A 19,159-nucleotide genomic window follows, 5' to 3' on the forward strand; every position below is an offset into this window, starting at 1 on the left:
AAGGCGAGGATCTTAACCAGCATCTTCGTTTATCTCACCACAAATTTCTCGCCGTCGTAATCGATGACCACCGGCTTTGCGGCACTCACGTCTCCGGCGAGAATTGCATGGCTCAGCGGGCGTTCCACGTTCCGTTCCAGGTAACGCTGGATCGGCCGCGCGCCGAATTCCGGCTGGTAGGCACCGTCGGCAATCGCATCCAGGGCGGCGTCGGTCAGGGTCAACTGCAAATCCTGACGGGCGGCGCGTTCGGCGAGTCCCTTGAATTTGAGCCTTACGATGTCACGGATCTGCGGTTTCGTTAAGCTCTGGAACACCAGCACTTCGTCCAGACGGTTCAAGAATTCCGGACGGAAGAAGCCACGGAGTTCCGGCTCGATTTCCTTCAAGGTCACGGGCTTTGCATCACCCGCGCGGTTCTGGAAGTGAGCGGCACCCAGGTTCGACGTCATGAGAATCAAGGTGTTCTTGAAATTCACGGTACGGCCCTTGCCATCGGTCAGACGACCGTCGTCAAGCACCTGCAACAGCGTGTTGAACACGTCGGGGTGAGCCTTCTCGATTTCATCGAGCAGAATCACGCAGTACGGATGCGTACGCACGGCTTCGGTCAGCTGGCCGCCTTCTTCGTAGCCCACGTATCCCGGAGGCGCACCGATCAAACGGCTCACGCTATGCTTTTCCATGTATTCGCTCATGTCGATACGCACGAGCGCGTTCTCGTCGTCGAACAGTTCCACGGCAAGCGCCTTCGCAAGTTCCGTCTTGCCCACACCTGTGGGGCCCAGGAACAAGAAACTACCAATCGGTGCATTCTCGCGGCTAAGTCCGCTACGGTTACGCAGAATCGCTTCCGAAACCGCCTCGACGGCTTCGTCCTGGCCAATCACGCGGGCATGCAGGCGTTCGTCCAGGTGCAACAACTTTGCCTTTTCGCCTTCGCAAAGCTTCGTGACAGGGATACCGGTCCAGCGGCTCACCACGAGAGCGATGGTTTCTTCGGTCACCTCTTCGCTCAGGTCGCCATCGCTTGCGGACTTCTTGATTTCTTCCGTCTTCGCGGCGATTTCACGCTCCAGGTTCACAATCTTGTTGTACTTGAGTTCGGCGGCACGGTTCAAGTCGTAGCGGGCTTCGGCCTGCTCCATCTCGTCCTTCGCCTGCTGCAAGGATTTCTTAAGCCCCTGCAACTCGGCATTTTTCGCACGGCGTTCCTGCCAGCGGTCCTGCATCAACTTGACTGCAGCATCCGTTGTCGCGAGTTCTTCGCGCAACTCTTTCAGGCGCTTTACGCTGGTGTCGTCGGTTTCCTTCGCCAAGGCCTGCTCCTCGATTTTCATCTGGAGTTCCTTACGCTGCAAAGTGTCCAAGGCTTCGGGCACGGTATCCATCTGCGTCTTCACAAGGCTTGCCGCCTCGTCAATCAGGTCAATGGCCTTGTCCGGCAAGAAACGGTCGCTGATGTAGCGGTTCGAAAGCTTCACCGCCGCCACAAGTGCGTTATCGTGCAGACGCACGCCGTGGTGCGCATCGAATCCGTCTTTGATGCCACGGAGAATAGAAATGGATTCCTCTTCGCTCGGCTCGTCGACCTGTACGGGCTGGAAACGGCGTTCCAATGCGGAATCCTTCTCGATGTACTTGCGGTATTCCTGCGTGGTGGTGGCACCGATGCAGTGCAGTTCACCACGGGCGAGCTTCGGCTTGAGCATATTGCCCAAGTCCATGGAGCCTTCCGTCTTGCCCGCGCCCACGATGGTGTGGATTTCGTCGATGAACAGCAAGGTATTGCCGTCTTCTTCAAGGGCGTCCAGCACGGCTTTCAAACGTTCCTCAAAATCGCCACGGTATTTTGCACCCGCCATCAACGCGGACAAATCCAGCGCAAACAACTTCTTGCCCTTCAGAGCATCAGGCACATCGCCGCGGTAAATACGCTCGGCGAGGCCTTCGACAATGGCGGTCTTACCCACGCCAGGTTCACCGACCAGGCACGGGTTGTTTTTCGTCTTTCGGCTCAAAATCAAGATGACGCGGCGGATTTCTTCTTCACGGCCAATCACCGGCGAAAGCTTGCCGTCGGCGGCCATTTCTACAAGCTCACGGCCGTAGAGTTTCAGCGGAGACTGTTCCTCGGCATTCGCGGCACCCGCAAACGGGTCCGAAAGCCAGGTTTCCACGACCTCGACGCTTCCCAACGCATCTTCGAACACCTTCGCAAGGCCACGGTCGCCCGAGAACTTCATGAGGGCCACAAGCATATCGCCCGGAGTCACCATGCGGTTCACCTGACGCGCCGCCTGCACGGAAGCACGCAAAATACGGTTCAAGTCGTTATCGGGTTCCACGTCGGGGTTCACGCCTTCCATGCGCGGAATCTTCTGCACGAACGGCTCCAGCTTGCCGCGGAGTTCATTCGTCTTCGCGCCCTTCGACTTGTAGAGTTTCTTCAAGGTGGCATCCGGGCCTTCGACAAGGCCTACCGCCAAATGCGCCGCACCCAGGTAGGAATGCGAACAACGGTCGCGCAGGCTCTGTGCCTTCGCCAAAACCTTTTCTGCATCGTTATTGAAATCGGACATAAACGAACCTTCTTTTTATTTTTACCGCTTTCCAGATGCAAAACCCATGCCAAGGGCCTCGCTCGGCAAAAAAACGTCCAAAACTGCGTAAAAACGGCAATTTTCGCCATAAAAAAGCAAAAAATGTCGCATTTTTCAGCGACATTTTTTCAAAATAAGACAGTCGGGTGTTTAAGACTGTGCTAAAACGCGATGTCGTCTATACTTTGAGTCGTAACGCAGCTTTCAATAATGCGCCGTCCATACTTTTCCCAATGGGGATCCTTGTAAGTCGGGATGCCCTCGGTAAAAGTTAGCGGGATGCTGCACGAAAGCTCAGTATACGTACGTCCCAAAATGCTTTCGGTCCAGTCCATCATCTTGATTTCACCATTTTCAAGAGCGCAATCCTGCTTGAACTCTTCCTCTGTATCCGGGTCGAAATAAACCAAATTTTTTTCTAGAACAAAGCCAGAACCATCACCGGCTTCATTCAAGGAAAGCGCATAACGATAATCCAGGGCCCCGCCATCCTGCCTGATATCCTCAATTTGTCTCAAGCAAACTACGCCGTGATATCTTTCAGGGGAACCCACAGCCCCAAAATACGAACCGATTGGTCCATGGACCAGGCCTGCTTCATCTTTCATAACGATTTTGACTTCAGTATTCGTCTGGAAATTCAACCTATACTCCTTCAACGCAGTACTCCGGTTTTCGTCAGGAGGCATGTTCATGATATTTTCATATACAGAATCCACCCCCATAAAACGAACGGAATCCGTTTCCAAAATAGAGTCGACGACACTCTCATAAACACCGGTTGCATCAACCGTATCCTTCCTATACGAACCGGATTCATCCATCGAAAAACGGATGGTCACGGCAACACCCTTGCCGACACTCTTAAGCAATGCCAGCGTTTCCTCGGGAATGAGGTCCAGTTCGCCAATCGAACTGGATGATTCCGGCTGGGCAGACGAGCTGGAGTTCAAAGCCATCGTATTTTCATGTTCATCGGCACCAACCACCTTATCATCGGAACAAGCGGTCAAGGCGCCCATTACGCTCATGGCAGCGAGCGAAAGCGGGATAATTTTTTTGATTTCCATAAGATCCTCCTTATACTTTTTCCGAGAGCGGGAAAAACTGTAAATTTAAACGGTAAACTTGATTGATTTTTTTAGATTCGCCTGCGATGGCGATAACTTGTTTGCGGAAATGGTTCACTTCCTCCAAGATGCGCTTGAACGCGGTCTCGTCCACACCAATCGTCACACCAGAAATATTGCGTTCATCCGGTGCAACTTTTTCGAGGGCTTCGCGGGCAAGGTCAAGCATCTGGCCGTTCATAGAGCGAAGTGCAAGCGTCAGTGCCTCGCCGGAGCCCTTGATGACTTTATCCGTTTGCTCATAGGCATTTTCACCCAAGGCCTTGAGAATGTTCAGCTTGACCAAGAGCTTCAGCGAATCGCGGACCTGCTGCGCCGTAAACTTGTGCTTGATTTTCTTGGCAATGTCACCCGGGAGCGCACCCGGCATAAGCGGGGCCAATTCACGAACGACGGAATTCACGGCAGACTCGTAGTAGTCGAAAGCTTCGGCATTCAAGACCCTAGCGCGCTGTTCGTTTGCAACCGCCTTCATTTTGAGGAAAGCCTCCTTTTTCTTTCCATCATCACTGGCATTCGTGAAATCGACCATGTGCTTGAAATATTCAAACTCGCTGTCAGCCAGCCCCATAGCCGCGGCAACCTGCACAACGCCCACGCGGCTCAGCGAACTTTTGCCGTCACAAACGAGCTTCAAGTACGACGGCGACGCGAATCCGGCAATCTTCGAAAATTCCCTCCACGAAAAAACAGAACTCCTTTTGCGCCATTCAAAATAATCAAGCATGTACTTTCGATAATCTTGATATTCTGTTATCGGTTTCATCTTTAACCTCCTTGTACGCAAAAATATCTCTTTTGAAACGCATTTGCAATAGGTAGAATGATACAAAGTTTTCGATTTTTATTCAAAACGCGCAAATTTTGTAAATTCTGAAAATTTTAACTTTTTAATGAATCGCTCATGGTTACAGATGAATCACTGTAAACCTTTCGCAACAAACGACAGAAAAAGAGGCCCATCTAACCCTTTCCCCTGCAAATAAACCGCCTTTTTCGCATTAAAACGGGACTTTGCGCCGTTGTAAACGTTGTAAGTGTTGTAAAGCGTTACAATGGAATTTAGTCCAAACTACTCCCCGATAGCCGTTTATGAATCTACATTACTACATGTAATCCAAACATCCCATACACCAACAACGGCATCTCCTCGCGGGGTGCCGTTGTGGTTTATATAGGCTTTTTTGAGATTGTTGGGGGTAATCGACTAGCGGCCGCCAACGAGAATCTGGTCGACCTTTATGGAAGGCTGGCCAACCGTCACGGGAACGTGGCCCGAAGAGGCTCCGCATACGCCGGCAGCAACATCCCAGTCGCTCCCGACCATGCTTATGCGCGGCATGATTTCGTGGCCCTTGCCAATGAGTGTTGCCCCACGGACAAGTTCACAAATCTTCCCGTTACGAATAACATAACCTTCACCGACGGCAAAGTTGAATTCACCGGTCGCGGGGTTCACGGAACCGCCAGCCATGCGCGCGGCATAGAGCCCGTTATCCACGCTCGCGATCATCGATTCGAGCGTATCCTTGCCGGGCGCAATGAACGTATTGCGCATGCGGCTCACGGGCGCATACTTGTAATTTTCGCGACGGGCGCTACCCGTAAGGGCAATACCAACCTCGGCTGCACCAACGCGGTCGCTCATGTAGGTCTTCAATATGCCGTTTTCGATAAGCGTCGTACGCTGCGTCGGGGTTCCTTCGTCATCGTACTTGAGGCTGCCCCACATGCCTTCGATGGTGCCGTCGTCAATCGCGGTAAGGCAAGGCTGTCCAATCGCCTCGCCAATCTTTCCGCAGAACGGGCTTGCCTTACGGCGTACCGATTCCGTCTCGAGCGGGTGTCCGCAGGCCTCGTGGAAAATCACACCGCCAAAGCCGTTCCCCATCACCACAGGCATCTGGCCACCGGTAATGTAGCCCGCATCGAGCATGCGGAGCACGCGCTCGCCACATTCTACGGCAAGCGCCTCGGGGGAATAATTTTCAATAAGTTCATAGCCGCCAAGCGCACCGGGAGCTTCGTGGGTCGTAAGGCGTTCGCTGCCATCGGTTGCAGTCACATTCACGTTCACGCGCAGGCGCCCGCGGTTCATTTCCAGATGCAGGCCTTCGCTGTTCATGAGCGTGATGGTGCTGCAACTGTCCGTAACGCTCGCTCCCACCTGAGCAATCTTCGGGGAAAGCGCACGGGCAGCCTTGTCGGCGCGGAAAAGGAAATCCTGCTTGATGGCCTGCCCCAGCACACGCGGGTCCTGGTACGCAGCCGGATTGTAGTCGCAGACACGCTTCTCGGGCGCAAACTCGAAAGATTTCACCGCCGTTCCAGACAAATTCATTCCGGCGATACGCCCGAAGGCAAGAGTCTTGACCAGCTTTACGAGAGCTTCTTCGCTGTCGTCGCTCGTGAACCCGTACAGGACTTCCGTCCCATAGAGCAGGCGCACGCCTATGCCATATTCTGTGCCCGCGGTCGCCGTATCTATCTGGCGGTCCTTGAGCCCAAGGCTCGAACTGCGGGTTTCCTCTTCGAAAATTTCAACGAAGTCGGCACCGGCACTGCGGCCCGCCTCAAAAATCTTTACCGCGGTAGATGGATTCACGCTATACCTCGCCGTTCATTTTCTTGCGCACGGGGATTCCCGCGGCAAGCATCTCGGACTTGATTCCGGGTACAGTGTAATCGCCAAAGTGCACCATCGACGCCACCAGTGCCGCATCGGCAGAGGTCTTGCGGAACAAGTCCACAATGTGCGCCGGAGTTCCCGCACCGCCACTGGCAATCACGGGCACCTGCACGGCCTTCGCAATCATGTCGGTAATCGTAAGTTCGTAACCGTTCTTCACGCCGTCGGTATCGATAGAGTTGAGGCAAATCTCGCCCACTCCCAGGTCTTCGGCCTTCTTGGCCCACTCGAGGGCATCGATGCCCATCGCCTGGCGGCCACCACGGATAAACACTTCGTAACCGCTCGGTATCTTGTCCGAAACGCCCACGAACTTCGCGTCCATGCCAAGCACCACGCACTGGCGCCCAAAAGCCTTCGCGCCGTCGGCAATGATTTCGGGGTGCAATACGGCGAGGCTGTTCACGCTCACTTTCTCGGCACCGGCCAACAAGGCCTCATGCATGTCGTCGAGATTGCGGATACCGCCGCCCACTGCAAACGGGATAAACACGCGCTTTGCAATCTGGCGGATCATCTCCATGTCGCACGGGCGGTTTTCGGCACTTGCCGTAATGTCATAAAAAACAAGTTCATCGACACCGTCGGCGCTATACTGCGCCCCCATCTCTACGGGGTCGCCGATATCGATATTACCCTTGAACTTGACGCCCTTCGTGACCTTGCGGTTACGGACGTCAAGACAGACTATCAAACGTTTTGTCAGCATACAAAAAACAGGTCCGGCACCTTCACTACGCAACAAAGTTGCTCCGCTCAGGATGACGCTACAGGTTACAGATTGCGGTCGATAACGCTCTTGACGGTCGCCTTGGGAACGGCGCCCACTACGTTATCGACTTCCACGCCGTTCTTGAACAGTTTCATGTTCGGGATGTTCGTAATGCCGAAACGGGCGCAGATATCCTTCGCACCGTCATCATCCACGTCCATCTTGGCGATAATGGCCTTGCCTTCGTATTCTGCGGCAAGTTCATCGATAATAGGGCCCATCATCATGCACGGACGGCACCAGGTGGCCCAGAAGTCCACGAATACCAGCTGGCCAGAGCTGATGGCCTTGTCAAAATTTTCTGCGGTCAGGTGAATTGCTGACATAGAAATCTCCGTTTTTTTCCCTTAAAATAGCAAATTCCAGGGCATCAGTAAAAGAGACGCATCTCGTCAACCCAAAGAGTCGCCCCAACCGTCCCCTTATAGAGGTTCCCGAGCGCACTGGAGGCCACAACGACGCGGATATGCGTCACGTCGAAATCGTCCGGGGAATCGGTCCGGACCATGTAATTGTTGATACCGGCGGAATTCTTGAGGGTCTTGTTAAAGACGCTGGAATTGAAAATCGGCGAGCCTTCCAGGGGTTCCCCGTACTTCAGGGCAAGGCGTATGGTCTTGTAACCCGAGCGCTTTGCATCGGTAATGGAGACCACGTCCGGGTCGTCTTCGCTATTGACGGTCGTCGCGCGGTACCATGCAGAAGCGACCATCGTATTCACGTCGCTGGAACCCCTGTACTGGTTCTTGCCCTCGTTGCTCGTGCGGCTACGGTGTTCAAGAATCACATAGAGGTCGCAGGAATCCTTCTTGCCATCGTACTTCACGTCGAACTCCACAAACTTCGGGCGGCCATAGAACGGCCTGCCGAAATCGATGAGTTCGTTGCCGTCATCGTAGCCAGTCAACTTGAGCGTGCCTACGCCCTTGGGATTGAAATAGCCGACAAACATGTTGCCACTCGCAAAGCGGCCTATGCCTAAAACAGTGGCATTTATCGACTCCATCTTGATAACTTCTTCATTCTCGTTCACAGTAAGCGTCTTGGTCGAAGATATGGCATCGTTGTTGCCATTGTCCCAGCCGTTGATGTCGTTCTTGTTGCCAAACGCATCCTTCACCCAGTGGTTGAAATCGCTGCCCGGATACTGGTAGCCAGCCTTCACGGTATAGGTCCGCTCGCCGCCATCGCTCGTAAGCGTCACCTTGTAGCCACGTGTAAAGTCGTAAGATTTCCCTTTCTGGATATTCACGCTGGCGCCTTCAGAAACTTCAAGGGTTTTTACCTCGAGGTCGCGGAGGTCCAAATCCGTCGCATAGTCCATATCCAAGAAGACCGTCCCTGCATCCTGGTCTATGTTACCGACAACGTTGCCTTCACCCACCGATATCTTGAGGAGCTTCGGTGCATCTGCCGGAATTTCTGACGACGAAGATTCCGGTTCTTCGCCACCTGCCGAAGAACTGCTCTCGCTGCTTGCCGAATTATTATCGGAGCCCTTGCTGCTGCTGGAATCGCCGTCCTTGCCCGACGAAGACGACTTGGCCGAAGATGACGATTTGCCCGAGGATGACGATTTGCCCGAAGAAGAAGACTTGCCAGCATCCTTCGCAGAAGACGAACTAGACTCGGAATTCTTGCCTGCAGAGGACTTGCCGGTATCTTCGCCCGGATCATCCTCCGGATCTTCGCCCTCACTGCTACTCGAAGCTTCCGGTTTTTCAGGGATTTCGAAGGCGATCTGCCAAATAACAGGCAATCCGCTCTCCGAAACGACCACCACATAGACGACCCCGCTGGAGGGGATTCGAATCTTATCGCCCTCGTGCAAGCTACCCTTCGCATACGAGACCTTTTCGGCAAGGGAATCCAGGGCAATGGAATCTTCAGGGAATTCCTTGAACTTGCTCGTCACCAGGTGGAGCGTCGCCATGGAACTTACGTCCAAGTTTCCGATGGTCACGGAATCCCACGTGTCGAGGCTATCGGGAATTTCTGCAAGAGATACGATAATCTTGTGTTCCGACTCGTACATGGACGGGTTGCCGTCCTGTTCTTCGAAGGCAATTTCGTTCAGTTTCCTGTAATCCGACGTACCGAACGTATCGTAGTCGGCAGTACAGCCCGCCAACACAAGCAAGGCCGTACAAATGGCAAACAGGAATTCAAGAGGCAAAGCGGCAAACTTCTTCATTTATTCCTCCAAGTATTCCAGTTTAAAGTCATCGAGCACGAGCGCCGAATTTTCACCGCCACGGTATTTGCCCGAATTGCCCGCCGTCCCGCCACACACCACGTGCGCATAAGCCGAAGAGGCAAACATCACATGAATCGCGGTTACATCTTCGTCACCCTTACCGAGCGTAAGGCCTTCTGCCACCGCATAGCCGCCATCCAAAAGCCCGAACGGATCCTTGCCGTAAGAAAGTTTCACCCGGCGCGTCACCATGTCGGCACTTTCACTGTCCGAGAAGGCGCCTGTCGCAACAACCTTGCCATTCTTGCCCACAAGCATCACATACACGAGGCTCTTCTGCGGGTATTGCGTAGACGTATTGGCTTTATGGATGTAGGAATACTTTACCGTGAAAGCTGTCGGGCGCGCCGTAAAGGGCTTGCCGAAGGTCATATCATTTGCGATGTAAGAATCGCCTGTCGAAGGAGTCCCGCTCGTATAGCCCTGTTCGTAAATATCCAGCGCCGTTTCGCCTGCGTATTCCCCGCTAAAGTAGAAGCCGCCCGCCATCTTCCAGCTGCCGTCAATAATCACAAGCGATCCCTCGACTTCGCGGGTCGTTATTGTCGCCGTACCGCCGTCAAATTCAAGGTTCGCTGACGACGAGACCGTAATTGCCGCAGCAGTCTTCTTTGTCGCCATCGCATCGCTCGTGGTGGCCCAGAAATCGTCGCGGGCATTGAAATTCGAGCCTGGCAGTTGCACACCGGCAACCACACTGTAAGTGGCAACGGTACCTTCATCGTCCGCAAATTCCATTTCCACCGGGCGGCGCAAATCGTTCACCGTATCGAGGGGCAGCAAAGCCACCTTCGAGAGGTCCGAACCATAAGGAACTTCCACGTAAACAAACGAATCCTTCACCGTAACCGTCCCCTTCGCGACAGAAAGTTCGGAAAGTTTCACGGCCACATTCGCGCTAGATGCGGGAGTCTCGCTGCTAGAAGATTCTTCCACGCAGCTAGACGATTCCGCACTGCTGGACGATTCCTCGCTGCTCGAGGATTCTTCGGCAGAACTGGATTCGGGAATCTCGCTCGAAGACGATTCCGCCTCCTCGCTAGACAAAGGCTCTTCCGACGAACTTGATTCCTCTGACGAGCTCGATTCTTCAGATGAACTCGATTCCGCTGACGAAGAGGATTCCTCTTTCTTCGAGGACGAGGACTTCTCGGATGAAGACGACTTAGCCTTCGACGACGAAGACGATTTTACGGACGAGGAAGACTCCTCGCGGGCAACAATCTGCCACACTTTCACAATCTGGCTATTGGAATCCAGCACAACGATGTTTACAAAGTCGCTACCGTCCAGGTCCAGTACAGTACCATCCTCAACAGGAGAATCCCAGTCAATCTCGGGGTCGACAAGATCGTTGTCCAGGGCCAGGTAGCACTGCGCACCGCCCAGTGACGACACATCCTCGATAACAAGGGAATCGAGCCCGGCAGGCACTTCTATTATCCCACTCTCAAAATCGGATTCCACACCCTTTCCATTCTCGAAAAGGCCAGACAAATCCGTATTGGGAACGACAATATCCGTATTGCCGCCATCGCAAGCGACAAAAGCGCCTACAACCAGGCATAGCGGCAGTGCACAAAGCAATCCTCGCAAAGTACTACGCATTTACCGCCTCCTAGAAGAACATCACTAGCGAGAAATCTAGCGCCAGAAGGTTTATGGTGAAATTCACGACATTAAAGACGAACCTGCTACTTGTTTCGCCGTTCTCTTCCACATCGACAATGCTAGAACTCAGGCCCAGCAAACCTACCGAAGTTTCGAAAGCAAAGCGGTTCAACACCATCACACAAATGCCCGGGTTGATACCCGCCTTGATGGCCCAGCTCCTGTTGCGAGTCTTCTTCATATCCTCGCTATCATCCGTCTGCGAAATGCCGTACGAATATTCCACCGAAACGGAGGTCTCGTTGAACAGATAAAACACGCGGGAATTCAGCACCTTCAGGTAGTTCTTCAAGAGCGGCTGCACAAAGAACCCGTTGCTCACGTACTTGCGCCGTTCCTTCAAGTCCATGAGGTCTTCCATGAGCGAGAAATCTATATCGAACCATGTACGCGAATACCCGGCACGCAAACCGAGCGCCATCGCGTCGCGGATAAAGTACCCACCAAAAGCTTCTACCGTAAATGTATAACCGTACGCCTCGTACACATCGCCAATCATGATGTTCAGCGCATCGTCCTCGGTATTCGCCTGTATAAGGGAAAGCGTCGCGCCCGCATAGAAATGCCTCTTCGCAATAGATTCGTCCGGCTCGACTGGGAAAAGTGCATCCAGAAGGCCCGATTTTTTTGCAGGCTGCGCGACAGCAACGGAATCGCTCACCGGAGCAGGCGTTTCAATTGCAGGTGCAGGCGTTTCTGCCTGCTGGACAGCAGCCACAGTGTCCAGCGCAGATACTTCTACCAGCGAATCCTGCCCGGCAGGTGCCACCGGCACGGAATCCGGAGCCGCATCTTGCGCAAACGCAGGCAAAACGGCAAAAAGAAGGATTACAGAAAAAAGGAGTCTCCGCATATACACGAATTTACATTTTTATCGTACCCCTGCGGAATCCTACGTCACAAGCCTGTGAGGAATTTCAACAAATTGACCCTATTTCTTCTCTATATCCAATTTAATCCCCAGCGGAGATATTTTGTTTTTCGGCATCAAACAAAAGCCAGCACCCCAAAATCCAAAGTTTTACAACTTTCTCGGCAAACCGATTCCATATGCTACGAAGTGTAGTATAAAATTGGACAAAATTTAAAAAATCGTAAAAAAATTTCGTTTTTAGCGAAAATTCATTGATTTTGTAGCACACACGGTTTATATTTACGAATATGAAATCCATATTCGAATTCTACGACTACAGGCTCTACATGCGAGCATTCTACGAAGAACGCAAGCGTACTTCAGCCTTCTCGTGGAGGCAATTCTCGAAACTCGCCGGTTTCTCTTCGCCAAACTACATGAAGGTCGTGTGCGACGGCAAAAGCCGCCTAAGCAAGGCGGGAACCGAGGCAGTCGCAAACGCGATGGGCCTTATAGAACACGAAAAAATCTATTTTCAGAAACTCGTCGAGTTGGACGAAGCCAAGAACGAATCAAGAAAAAAACAAGTTCTACAAGAGATTCGTGAAATGGCGAAAGAATACAAAATCAAAATGCTCGACGGCGACGCATTCATGTATTTCGAATCGTGGCTAAATCCAGTTGTTCGCGAAATAGCCGCGCTGAACCCAGGCGCTAAACCACTCGCCCTATCCAAGCTCTGCATTCCTGAAACGAACGCAACCGAAATCAGGCGTTCCATAGATTTCCTGCTTTCCGCAGGTCTCCTGAAAAAGACAAGCAAAAACCATTACAGGCAAACGGAAAAGGTTGTTTCCGGCTCATCCGAAATCATGCCACTCGCACTTCGTTCCATGCACCGGCAAATGGCCGACCTGGCATGCAAATCCATCGATACCGTCCCAGTCTCCAAGCGCTATTTTTCTGGCCTAACGGCAACACTCTCCCAAGCGGAATACGACCAGATTGTAGAGGAACTGGAAAATTTCAGGCAAAGAATCGTCCGAATCGCAAGTGGAACTAAGAACGGCAAAAAGGTCTACCGTCTCAACTTGCAGTTTTTCCCGTTGACAAAATCAAAGGAGGAAATTTATGAATAAACCGCTTTTCGTTTTCGCGGGATTATTCCTGGCCCTACTTATGGCTTGCTCCGATACGGATTCCGGCAAAGCGGCTGGCGTGACGACCGAGCCGAATTCTTCGGCATGGCGAGATGTCCGCGACAGCGTTCTGGACGCACTCGCTGGAAAGCCAGGATACAATCAAGGAACAGCAGACACCGTCCCCACGACGTCTTCTTCAAAGGCTGATTACATGTTCACGACAGAGAAGACTCCCTACACCACAGCCCCAGATACCCGTTGCTATATCAACCTGTACAAGAGCAATCCCGAAAAGGAAATCGGGGTACAGATGCTCGGCGGCGACAAGAAGGGTTCCTATTTCCTGACCAGCCTTGTCATGCCCGATGAAGGTATTCTATTGCAACTCATTTCCGTCGCCTATTTCGTAGGCTTGGCCCAATGCCAAGAAGATCTCGCCCTATTCCAGGAAGAATGCCTGCAAAACGACGGTATATTCCGGGACTTCGGAGACAACTGCATCAGGGGAAAGCAGGATGCCGCCTGTGCATTGCCGTGGCTGCCCGAGACCGACTGGTCACAGACCCTCGAAACCGAAGCAAAGAGATACGAGCTCTATTGCAATAGCACATTCGAGCCCGAGGAACCCGAATGCACGGTCATTTGCAAATTTGACGGGGAATCGCTCTGCGATACGACCTGCCCGGAATAAAACTATTTCTTCTTATACCTGAGGTACAGTCCCTCTATTTCAGAACGGAAGGCCCTGAATAGCGTAAGGCCCTCGAGGGCATCGGCAAAATATTCCACCTCGATACTTGCGGGCGACTCGACGTCCGCATTTTCCATATCCGAAGTCATCTGTATATAATTCGTCGGGTCGGCCACGACGACTACGAGCATGGTCCAGTCCGATTCCGCCGGCTTCGAGAATTCCGCAACGAAATCGAGGACAAGCTTTCCCTTCACAAGCGACGCCTCGAATCCACTGATGCGCCGAACCTTCAAGAAGGCCGAACCGGCCTGCACGTAATTGTAGTAGTTATTCTTTTCGAGCGGCCCGAGAATTGCAGATTCAAGCCCCCTGCCCTCTTCTCGCGATAACTTGCCATCATCATTCTTATCGACAGAAGCCACCATTCCGGCGCTATAAATTTCGTCGAACACCCAGTGGTTGCGAATTCCGCTGAATCCGGCCTGGTCGTAAACGATTTTTATCGACACGTCGGCAAAGACATGCGGGTGTGCCTCCGCAAAAGTCGCAAAGCCCAAACAAAAAAGCGCCGCCGCAAGGCAGCGCCTAAAACAAAGTGCGCTAGAACGCAAAGACAACTCCCGCCACCAGGAGGCCCGCACCTATGGCGCCAAGGCCAATGCTTATCGCCGCCTTCGTATCGCCCTGGTTATTCAGGTCGTGATTGTCCTTGATCAGTCGCTGCGCCTTTTCGCTATCGAACACGGAACGGCTGTATTCGTGCTTCTTATCGGCAGCATCGCTCCAGTTGCGTTCGGCCAGGTACCACAACACACCGCCAGCCAAAATCGGAGCGATAGAACTGAACAGCAACACCTTGCCCACACGGCGGTCACGGCGTTTCTGGTTAAACTCCCTCTGCCCCTGGATATACTCGACATCGTCGACAGACTGAAGTTCGACATTGATGAAGTTCGGCATGAACGCCTTGACCTCGGTCGTAATCGAGGTATCGCGATAGCCCACCTTGCGGAAGAATATCTGCAGTTCCGGTTGCGGCTTAACCTCGTTCACCACGACGTCGGTTTCGTAGTCGGGCATATGGTTCACCGAGGGTTCCTGGCCAATATAGACTTCGACCGCTTCGGGATTCGTATTGAGGGTAAGCCTCGTCGAGGGGCGTTCCACCGCAATTTCCACCTTGTTCAGACTGTCGGCATTGATCTTGACCGTTGCAGAGCCCCACCATTCCACATCGCGCAGGACCTTCATCACGGAGATGTTGTACTTGCCCGGCTTGATGTTCTTGATGGTATCGGGCGCCACCTGGTGGAGCGGAATACCGTTCACGAACAGCGAGCACGCTTCCGGATTCGAGACGACAAGCAGGTTCGCCTTTCCCGGCGGGTAGAGTTCAATCTGCTCTTCCTCTTCCTTGATAACCGGCACCACGTAATTCGAGAGCGAAAGGTCAATCATCACCTTGTCCTCGAGGTTGTACAGGCGTTTCAAATCGAGGCGGAAAATCTTGATGTAGGGATTTTCGACGACATTAGCAAGGCTGTCCTGGATTTCACGTTCGCGGATCTCGGCCTCGACCTTCGCAATTTCTTCCATCTTCAGGCGCTTTTCTTCTTTTTCCAGAGCGGCCTCGAGGTCGTCCTCGGCATCGGCGGCAATTTCGGCAGCCTTCGCAGCCTCGGCGGCAGCGGCAGAATCGGCAGCACTCGCCGAATCAGACTTTGCGGCAAGGGAATCCTTCACTGCATCCGTCATGATGACATCGGCAGGCTTCTTTTCTTCCACCTTGTCGTCATCTTCAAATTCATCTTCTTCCTCGACCTTCTGCCCGTTACTTTCTTGCAGGGCGGCAGCCTCCGCCTCGTTCAAGCGTTCGAAAAGCTTCTGTGTCGATTCATCCACAGCGCGCAGGTAGACGGTATCTTTCTCGATTTTCACGAAAATAGCTTCTTGCTCCACGGAATCCCCGATAACCCAGTAGCGCACGGGAACTTCACGGGTCGTGGCCGTATCGGCCGGACTAGCAACCGCAGGCTTGGCCTCCTGCGCAAACGCAAAAGGCACAACAAAAAACACGAAAGGAATTAATCGCTTCAACATGCTATAAAGATATATAAAAATCGAGGAAAAAGGACTACCCCTTCACTAGGCGGGCGCAGTAAATCGGGCCACGGCCAGCGGCGCGGTCGGGCAAAATATGCACACCGCATTCGGTGCGGTCAGCCCCCGCAGGGATCTGGGCAATCTCGTCGAGGCGCATCGCGGGGCGTTTCTTGAGGATTTTCTTCACCACGTCGTCGTTTTCCATAGGCGAAAGTGCGCACGTGCTGTACACGAGGGTACCGCCCGGGGCAAGGGCGTCCACTGCCGAAGCAAGGAGCGAGCCCTGCTCCACCGCAAGGCGCTTGACGCGCTTCACCGACCACACCTTGAGATGCTCGGGAGCGTTGAGCACGTGCCTGTCCGAGGAGCACGGAGCATCCAGAAGGATCCTGTCGTAGCTTTCCTTCTTGTGCATGCCGAACTTCACGCCATCGTAGCCGGTCACGGAGACGACGGAGCGCCACTGTTCGGGCAGGGAGTTCTCGAGCACATGCGAAAGGCGGAGACGCCTGTCCGGAGAGCGGTCATTGCTCTGCAGAGATCCCTCCCCCTTCAGGCCGGAGGCAAGAACCAGGGACTTCCCACCGGGAGCGGCGCACATGTCCAGCACACGGTCCCCCGGTTCAACCCCGAGCGTTTTCGCCGCAAAGACTGACGCCTCGTCCAGGTAATACGGTTCCAGCCCATCGCCAAACCGCAGTTCCGTAGCACAGCCCTCACCCTTCAGGGCTTCGAGCAGGGCCGGCCAGCGTTCGCCAAACAAGTTCGAGAAGTAGTCAAAAAATTCCACGGCAACAAGATAAAAAAATCCCCTGCCGAATGACAGGGGTTCGTTGAGCTACCAGGATTCGAACCTAGACAAACAGAGTCAGAATCTGTTGTGCTACCGTTACACCATAGCTCAGTGTGGGCACAACTTTAGAAAATATTCCTCAGTTGTGCAAGGGGTATTTCCAATTATTTTACAGATTTCGGCAGTGTAGGCGGGGTGTAGGTCATGCCCTGCCATTCGAGGTCGTCACCCTTCGGCAGGTTCACGAACGTACTCACCACGTACTCCTCGACAGGGGTTTCCACCTCCTGCAGGGTCGAAATCACCTTCGAATCGCCGGAATAGAGCAGGAGTTCCTGTTCGCCCGACGGCATCTCATTGATTTTCAAAGAGTTGCATGTCACCGTCCGTACGAAATGCGCCGTACCCTTCGCTCCAACTACAACGCTGTTCACCATGCAGTTGCTCGACTGCGTCGAATCAAGCGGATCGATGACCAGCGCGATGGTGCTGATGAGCCCCGACGAGGATTCCAGTTCCACCAGGCCAACGTCCAGCGTATCCTCCAAGTTCTCGACTTCCGAAACCTTCACGTAACGGCTGAGTCCCATCTTTATATTCTTGCCTTCTTCGGCACGGAATTCCACTCGGAAACTGTCAAAGGGAACTTCGGCCGGAACCGGCAGCCACCAGCGACCGCTACTGTCGGTCTTAGTCTGGGCCACGAACTCGGAGGAATCCCCGGAGAAGCCAAACCCGAAGATATCGGTAATCGCCATGACCTCGACACCGGCACATTTCTTGACCGCATCGCAATCCACTTGGCCTGAAATCCGGGCAAGACTTCCGACATCCTTCATCAGGGTATCTACGTCGGTCGTGGTGCTCCAGTAGAACGGTCCCACATCGAGCGTATCGCCCGGTTCCACCTCGGTAGAACCCATGTTCCATACGCGGTAGATAAGGCTGTCGGCGACGCCGGAATCCTGCAGCTTGGCCACCATCTGCGGGTCACCCGGGCAGAATCCGAACCACCAGGAGCCGGCAGGAATGAGCATGGAGAAGGAATCCTTCGCGAACACGTTCTGCACGAACGGCATACCCGGCATGTACACCAGGAAGTGAGAGCCGACCTCGACCGCAGGCTCGGACTCACGGTCATAGTAGAGCACGCTCTCGAAACGAGCCGCCTTCTCGAGCTTGATGGTATCCAGGTCCTTGGAATCGTGTTGGACACGCGGCAGGTAGGAGATTTCCTCGGCATCCTCGTCGATAACCGCAAGCTGGAACGTATCGGCAATCGCGGAATCGAACGCGAACACACCCGCGGTATCCGTCTTCACCTCGACAAACTCAGGAACGACGGACATGTCCTTCGAGGAATAGACCTTCGACATGCGGACCGCGGCAGCGGTAGCGAACGTTCCGTCGGAACGCTTCACCGTACCCGTCACAGAGGCCGTCATCATATTTTCAGTATCGGTCGCCGTTCCCGAAAGTTTTTCACTATCGGAACACGCAGCGTAGAAAAGGGCGCTAAGAGCAAGAGCCATGGTCAAAGAGTATTTCATTTCGCGTCCTCCCCGCCCTCAACAGGCTTGGATTCCTTCTCCTTGCTGAGAGGGAAAAATTGAACGTTCAACTCACACACCATGGTTTCACCGCTATCCGACCGAACGATATCCAGCACTTCCTTGCGGAATACGTCGATCTTATTGATGATGCGTTCAAGCCCCTCGGCAGACACGCTCATCGTAGTACAAGATACATTTCTGCGTTCGGTGCTGTAGTGGTCCAGAGCGCCTTTCGCAAGGTCAATCATCTGTTTTTGGAACTGGTGACCGAAAAGCGGGGCTATTTCGCGGCCGCTCGATATGGTCTTGTTCACGGAACGGTAGAAACCGTCTTCGGCCAGGTCGATAAGCCCGAGGTCAAGGAGCAGCTGAATAGCCTGCTTCGCCTGCGGGAGTGTAATCTTGGGGTTCAGGAACAGAGCCACTTCCTGGATGTTCTTTTCGTTGATATCGAGTACAGAAAGAGATTCGCGAACAGCGACGTAATACCACTTACTATAGTATTCCTGCTGGTTCCGGGTGAGCGTCTTGACAGTGCGCGGGAGCAGCGCCGACATCTGGTCGAAAATCTGCTGCTTGGACGCGGGCGTAGTCGCGTGGGTAAAATCCACCATCAGGGAGAAGTAACGGCCTTCGCGTTCGTTCAGCCCCAGTGCGGTAATAAACTTCGGGAGCATCTGCGGCGTAAGCGACTTACGACCGCGGATGAGATCGAGGTACAGTCCGGAAGACGAATACCCCGCCTTCTTCGCGAAGGATCGGTACGAGAAATAACGCTGCACGGACTTTCTGTACTCGTAATAGTCCTGCAGGTATTTCCTGTAATTATAGTAAGCGTAGACGTTCATTGAATATAAAAATAATTTTTTATTTTTCTGGGAACACCCCCTGTTTTCAAA

16 protein-coding genes and 1 tRNA gene are annotated in these 19,159 nt (G+C 53.3%); 2 read left to right on the forward strand and 15 right to left on the reverse strand.

The features are described 5' to 3' along the window. Nucleotides 1-29: 29 nt before the first annotated feature. From B7994_RS10055 to B7994_RS10095, 9 genes are all read right to left on the reverse strand, one after another. Entirely contained in the window at nt 30-2,582 is a 2,553-nt protein-coding gene (locus B7994_RS10055) for an ATP-dependent Clp protease ATP-binding subunit (RefSeq protein ID WP_088638336.1), read from the reverse strand. 182 nt (nt 2,583-2,764) lie between these two features. Next, nucleotides 2,765-3,673 (reverse strand): hypothetical protein, encoded by a 909-nt coding sequence (locus B7994_RS10060; protein ID WP_088638337.1) that lies wholly within the window; start codon nt 3,671-3,673, stop codon nt 2,765-2,767. Between the two features lie 10 nt (nt 3,674-3,683). Beyond that, complete coding sequence (locus B7994_RS10065) at nt 3,684-4,499, reverse strand: TIGR02147 family protein (RefSeq protein WP_088638338.1); 816 nt, start codon at nt 4,497-4,499, stop codon at nt 3,684-3,686. A gap of 441 nt (nt 4,500-4,940) precedes the next feature. Next, the gene (locus tag B7994_RS10070) at nt 4,941-6,338 is read right to left on the reverse strand and encodes a TldD/PmbA family protein (RefSeq protein ID WP_088638339.1); all 1,398 of its coding nucleotides are present in this window, start codon (nt 6,336-6,338) and stop codon (nt 4,941-4,943) included. A gap of 1 nt (nt 6,339) precedes the next feature. Further along, the gene (gene hisF, locus B7994_RS10075) at nt 6,340-7,131 is read right to left on the reverse strand and encodes an imidazole glycerol phosphate synthase subunit HisF (RefSeq protein WP_088638340.1); all 792 of its coding nucleotides are present in this window, start codon (nt 7,129-7,131) and stop codon (nt 6,340-6,342) included. A 65-nt stretch (nt 7,132-7,196) separates the two neighbouring features. Continuing rightward, nucleotides 7,197-7,520, reverse strand: coding sequence for a thioredoxin (trxA, locus tag B7994_RS10080; RefSeq protein ID WP_088638341.1), 324 nt, complete (start codon nt 7,518-7,520; stop codon nt 7,197-7,199). Between the two features lie 44 nt (nt 7,521-7,564). Then, nucleotides 7,565-9,388 carry a PCMD domain-containing protein gene (locus B7994_RS10085; RefSeq protein WP_088638342.1) on the reverse strand — a complete coding sequence of 608 codons (1,824 nt, stop codon included), beginning with the start codon at nt 9,386-9,388 and terminating at the stop codon, nt 7,565-7,567. Further along, nucleotides 9,389-11,059, reverse strand: coding sequence for a PCMD domain-containing protein (locus tag B7994_RS10090; protein ID WP_144063845.1), 1,671 nt, complete (start codon nt 11,057-11,059; stop codon nt 9,389-9,391). Between the two features lie 10 nt (nt 11,060-11,069). Continuing rightward, nucleotides 11,070-11,975: a hypothetical protein gene (locus tag B7994_RS10095; RefSeq protein ID WP_088638344.1), complete on the reverse strand. Its 906-nt coding sequence runs from the start codon at nt 11,973-11,975 to the stop codon at nt 11,070-11,072. A 308-nt stretch (nt 11,976-12,283) separates the two neighbouring features. Here B7994_RS10095 and B7994_RS10105 point away from each other — a divergent pair, with 308 nt between their 5' ends. Both B7994_RS10105 and B7994_RS10110 read left to right on the forward strand, forming a co-directional pair. Further along, a complete protein-coding gene (locus tag B7994_RS10105) occupies nt 12,284-13,114 on the forward strand; it encodes a TIGR02147 family protein (protein WP_088638346.1) in 831 nt (276 codons plus the stop codon). After that, on the forward strand, nt 13,107-13,808 hold the full coding sequence (locus B7994_RS10110; RefSeq protein WP_088638347.1) for a hypothetical protein: 702 nt from the start codon (nt 13,107-13,109) through the stop codon (nt 13,806-13,808). The genes B7994_RS10105 and B7994_RS10110 overlap by 8 nt, the downstream gene beginning before the upstream one ends. Before the next feature lie 2 nt (nt 13,809-13,810). Here B7994_RS10110 and B7994_RS10115 read toward each other — a convergent pair whose 3' ends face one another. The 6 genes from B7994_RS10115 to B7994_RS10140 form a co-directional block, all read right to left on the reverse strand. Continuing rightward, entirely contained in the window at nt 13,811-14,452 is a 642-nt protein-coding gene (locus B7994_RS10115; RefSeq protein WP_088638348.1) for a DUF1007 family protein, read from the reverse strand. Next, nucleotides 14,412-15,911, reverse strand: a complete 1,500-nt coding sequence (locus B7994_RS10120) for a hypothetical protein (protein WP_144063846.1) — start codon at nt 15,909-15,911, stop codon at nt 14,412-14,414. The genes B7994_RS10115 and B7994_RS10120 overlap by 41 nt, the downstream gene beginning before the upstream one ends. 34 nt (nt 15,912-15,945) lie before the next feature. Then, on the reverse strand, nt 15,946-16,704 hold the full coding sequence (locus B7994_RS10125; RefSeq protein ID WP_088638350.1) for an RNA methyltransferase: 759 nt from the start codon (nt 16,702-16,704) through the stop codon (nt 15,946-15,948). A 43-nt stretch (nt 16,705-16,747) separates the two neighbouring features. Continuing rightward, nucleotides 16,748-16,818: transfer RNA gene (locus B7994_RS10130), tRNA-Gln, on the reverse strand. A gap of 53 nt (nt 16,819-16,871) precedes the next feature. Beyond that, a complete protein-coding gene (locus tag B7994_RS10135; protein ID WP_088638351.1) occupies nt 16,872-18,257 on the reverse strand; it encodes a hypothetical protein in 1,386 nt (461 codons plus the stop codon). Next, nucleotides 18,254-19,108: a TIGR02147 family protein gene (locus B7994_RS10140; RefSeq protein ID WP_088638352.1), complete on the reverse strand. Its 855-nt coding sequence runs from the start codon at nt 19,106-19,108 to the stop codon at nt 18,254-18,256. Before B7994_RS10140 ends, B7994_RS10135 begins: the two co-directional genes overlap by 4 nt. Between the last annotated feature and the right edge of the window lie 51 nt (nt 19,109-19,159).

The sequence above is a fragment of the Fibrobacter sp. UWR2 genome, assembly GCF_002210285.1.
Classification (GTDB): domain Bacteria; phylum Fibrobacterota; class Fibrobacteria; order Fibrobacterales; family Fibrobacteraceae; genus Fibrobacter.

Bases quoted from the DNA above. Each gene is read 5' to 3' on its own strand.
- B7994_RS10060 (WP_088638337.1), bottom strand. From the start codon at position 3,673: ATGGAAATCAAAAAAATTATCCCGCTTTCGCTCGCTGCCATGAGCGTA.
- B7994_RS10090 (WP_144063845.1), bottom strand. From the start codon at position 11,059: ATGCGTAGTACTTTGCGAGGATTGCTTTGTGCACTGCCGCTATGCCTG.
- B7994_RS10120 (WP_144063846.1), bottom strand. From the start codon at position 15,911: ATGTTGAAGCGATTAATTCCTTTCGTGTTTTTTGTTGTGCCTTTTGCG.
- hisF (WP_088638340.1), bottom strand. From the start codon at position 7,131: ATGCTGACAAAACGTTTGATAGTCTGTCTTGACGTCCGTAACCGCAAG.
- B7994_RS10065 (WP_088638338.1), bottom strand. From the start codon at position 4,499: ATGAAACCGATAACAGAATATCAAGATTATCGAAAGTACATGCTTGAT.
- trxA (WP_088638341.1), bottom strand. From the start codon at position 7,520: ATGTCAGCAATTCACCTGACCGCAGAAAATTTTGACAAGGCCATCAGC.
- B7994_RS10135 (WP_088638351.1), bottom strand. From the start codon at position 18,257: ATGAAATACTCTTTGACCATGGCTCTTGCTCTTAGCGCCCTTTTCTAC.
- B7994_RS10105 (WP_088638346.1), top strand. From the start codon at position 12,284: ATGAAATCCATATTCGAATTCTACGACTACAGGCTCTACATGCGAGCA.
- B7994_RS10085 (WP_088638342.1), bottom strand. From the start codon at position 9,388: ATGAAGAAGTTTGCCGCTTTGCCTCTTGAATTCCTGTTTGCCATTTGT.
- B7994_RS10095 (WP_088638344.1), bottom strand. From the start codon at position 11,975: ATGCGGAGACTCCTTTTTTCTGTAATCCTTCTTTTTGCCGTTTTGCCT.
- B7994_RS10110 (WP_088638347.1), top strand. From the start codon at position 13,107: ATGAATAAACCGCTTTTCGTTTTCGCGGGATTATTCCTGGCCCTACTT.
- B7994_RS10055 (WP_088638336.1), bottom strand. From the start codon at position 2,582: ATGTCCGATTTCAATAACGATGCAGAAAAGGTTTTGGCGAAGGCACAG.
- B7994_RS10140 (WP_088638352.1), bottom strand. From the start codon at position 19,108: ATGAACGTCTACGCTTACTATAATTACAGGAAATACCTGCAGGACTAT.